This is a genomic window from Streptomyces blattellae (assembly GCF_009709555.1).
In the GTDB taxonomy this organism is placed as follows: domain Bacteria; phylum Actinomycetota; class Actinomycetes; order Streptomycetales; family Streptomycetaceae; genus Streptomyces; species Streptomyces blattellae.
Genome location: NZ_WJBG01000098.1, coordinates 1 through 2,409, shown reverse-complemented (window position 1 = coordinate 2,409; position 2,409 = coordinate 1). Strand labels below are relative to the sequence as shown.

The 2,409-nt window shown below is 64.2% G+C and carries 2 protein-coding genes; both read right to left on the bottom strand.

Annotation, left to right across the window (positions count from 1 at the left end; translation table 11 throughout):
- Positions 1 to 422: 422 nt before the first annotated feature.
- A complete protein-coding gene (locus GFH49_RS01940; protein ID WP_155053971.1) occupies positions 423 to 806 on the bottom strand; it encodes a hypothetical protein in 384 nt (127 codons plus the stop codon).
- A gap of 12 nt (positions 807 to 818) precedes the next feature.
- The coding region (locus GFH49_RS39735) for a DUF8616 domain-containing protein (protein WP_521968890.1) at positions 819 to 2,409 on the bottom strand (1,591 nt) is incomplete at its 5' end.

Sequence of the window (2,409 nt, the reverse complement as noted above, 5' to 3'; positions counted from 1 at the left end):
CGGTCCGAGATGGCCAGCAACGCCCGCACCGTATGCAGACGTTCGCCGCCGGTGCTGCGCTCTTCGACCATGTCGCCGCTGTCCCCCACGGCGTCAGCGAGCAGCCCGAAAGTGTCGTCCTGACCGTGAAACCCCGAGTCGGGCGGCTTTCCTCGGCCCACTCGTATTCGGCGAGGGGGACCTTGCCATCCTCGCTGTTGATCATGCATTTAGCAAGGACACCGTTCGGATGCCAGCGCTTGAACTCTCCGGACACGAACTCCGTTGCGCGTGCAGGTCACGCGGCTCACCAGATGTCCCGCCAGGTAGTCCTCTGCGCCCCCTGTATAAGGCTCCTCGGCATAGAGCAACCGATGATCGAAGCCGATGCCGACCTCGTCGTCGTCAATGTCGATTCGTCGCATTTCGCTACCACGGGAGCTTCACAGCCGAGCACGGATGTCCTTGGCGATTTCCATGAGGCTCGACAGGTCCTCAGCCGGCATGACGTAGTCGAAACCCCTGATCCGCTCCAAAAAATCTTTCGGCAAGGCGACATGATGGGTTCTCACATAAAACCAGAGATCTCCCCGCCACACCCATTCTCCGTCCGAGTAGATGGAGTCGCCGCCCATGACGGTCTCGCCAGAACCTAGAACGTCCTCGGATGAACCCATGACGCTGAAAAGGTCATGCCCGGCCAGCAGATACTGGACGATCCCTCGCTCATCTTCATATGCGGAACCCGTGACATAATCCCGCACGCTCCCTCTGGGCGCTCCAAAAGACGGCGCCCAAAGCTCTTGAAAGTGATCTGCGATCTTCATGAGAAGCCTTTTCTACAGCATGGGGAGGAACGTTCGCCAGTAACCACCATTGAAGATCCTTGGAGTCTGGCCAGGCCCCAGGAACCGATCCGTTCCCACTTTATCCGTGGGCGCTTTGACCGGGACACCCAGCTCGTTCGCAACTGCCTGGGCCGCCGGGATGGGGTGGCCTGCGGCGTCTGTGGCAACCGTCCCGGAGTGACAAGAGATGAGACGCACTGGCCCTCCGTCGTAGCTGGGGTTGTTCCTGATGGCTTCAGCGATGTGCGTCGGGTGAGTATTCGGGGCCGGGAAGTCAGCTCCAGCCTCGTTCCTTCGACCTGGCTCAAAGTACCCCTGCCTGTTTCCATGGACGACAACGTCGTGGTACCCGTCCATCGGCTTGACTCGGTCGAAGTTGGCCATGGTGTTCCGGTCGTATCCGATCGCAGTCGAACCCTCCCTGAAGTACACATGGTCGCCCGAATCCAGAATGATGTCGCCTGGTTGTTTGGGCGGAACGGGAAGCGTCGACTCGGGGGCGACTCGTGCCTCATAAGTGCGGCGGTTACCCATGAGCTGAGTGTCGTCCGCACCCATGTGGAGAACTTCGTCTCCGCTGACATCGGCAAGATCATCGCTGCGGATGTCCGGATCATCCGAAGTGTGGTCTCCGCCCGACGGGCCGTCGGCTTCCGAGTGAGGGCTGGGCCCCTCGTCAGCATGGTTCCCGCCAGGAGCATCGTGGCCGGAATGGCTCACATCGTCAGTGTGGCCCACGCCGGAGGCATGATCACCGACATGGGTACTACCGCCAACGACATCGTGCCCCAGAGCCCCTGGCCGGAGCGGCGTGTCAACGCCATGCGTGCCCCCGGCGATGAGGTTGTCCGCAGAGGACGCCGAACCACCGACACTGTGGTCACCCCTACCGCCGATCGGGCTGTCCGCACCCACGAGAGCCGGTTCCCGGACCGATGAGTCCAGACGTGATACGTCAGCGCCCGCGGCCGGAGTCCCCGACCTCGGCCTGTCGACCACATCGGTGGAAGCGTTATCGACGCTGTCGACCATGTTGCCGTGCTCGTCGAGGAGATTGCCGTCGCCGTCCATGTACTGGGCGAGAACACCTTCGGAGGTCGGCAGCTTCGTCGTGCCCGCCGGCAGCACCGGCGCATTGTCCGGGAGTTGGAAGTTGCCGTCCGGCAGCCGGGTCGCCCCCTCCGGGACGGCTGCCCCTTCCGGCAGGTTCACCGTGCCGTCCGGCAGCCTGACCGCGCCCTCCGGCAGGGTGATCGCGTTCTCCGGGAGGGCGGGGATATCGATGGTGCCGACCCCCCTCAGCGCCGCGCTGATGTCGCCTATCTTCGACAGGCCGGCGCCCGCGCCCCTGGCGATATACGTCATCGGGTCGAGGACCCGGCCCGCCCTCCCCGCAACCGACAGCGCCCTGGCCACCGCACCCGCCCGGCCCGCACCCGCCACACCGGCACCCGCGCCGCCGGTGAACACGGTCGTCACCACGTTGAAGGTGACCGCACCAGCGGCCCGCGCGGGATTCTGGCCCCACTGGTCCCACGCCAGCAGCGCCTTGCCCGTCTCCCGCATCGCGGTGCGTGAGTCA

Bases quoted from the DNA above. Each gene is read 5' to 3' on its own strand.
- GFH49_RS01940 (WP_155053971.1), bottom strand. From the start codon at position 806: ATGAAGATCGCAGATCACTTTCAAGAGCTTTGGGCGCCGTCTTTTGGA.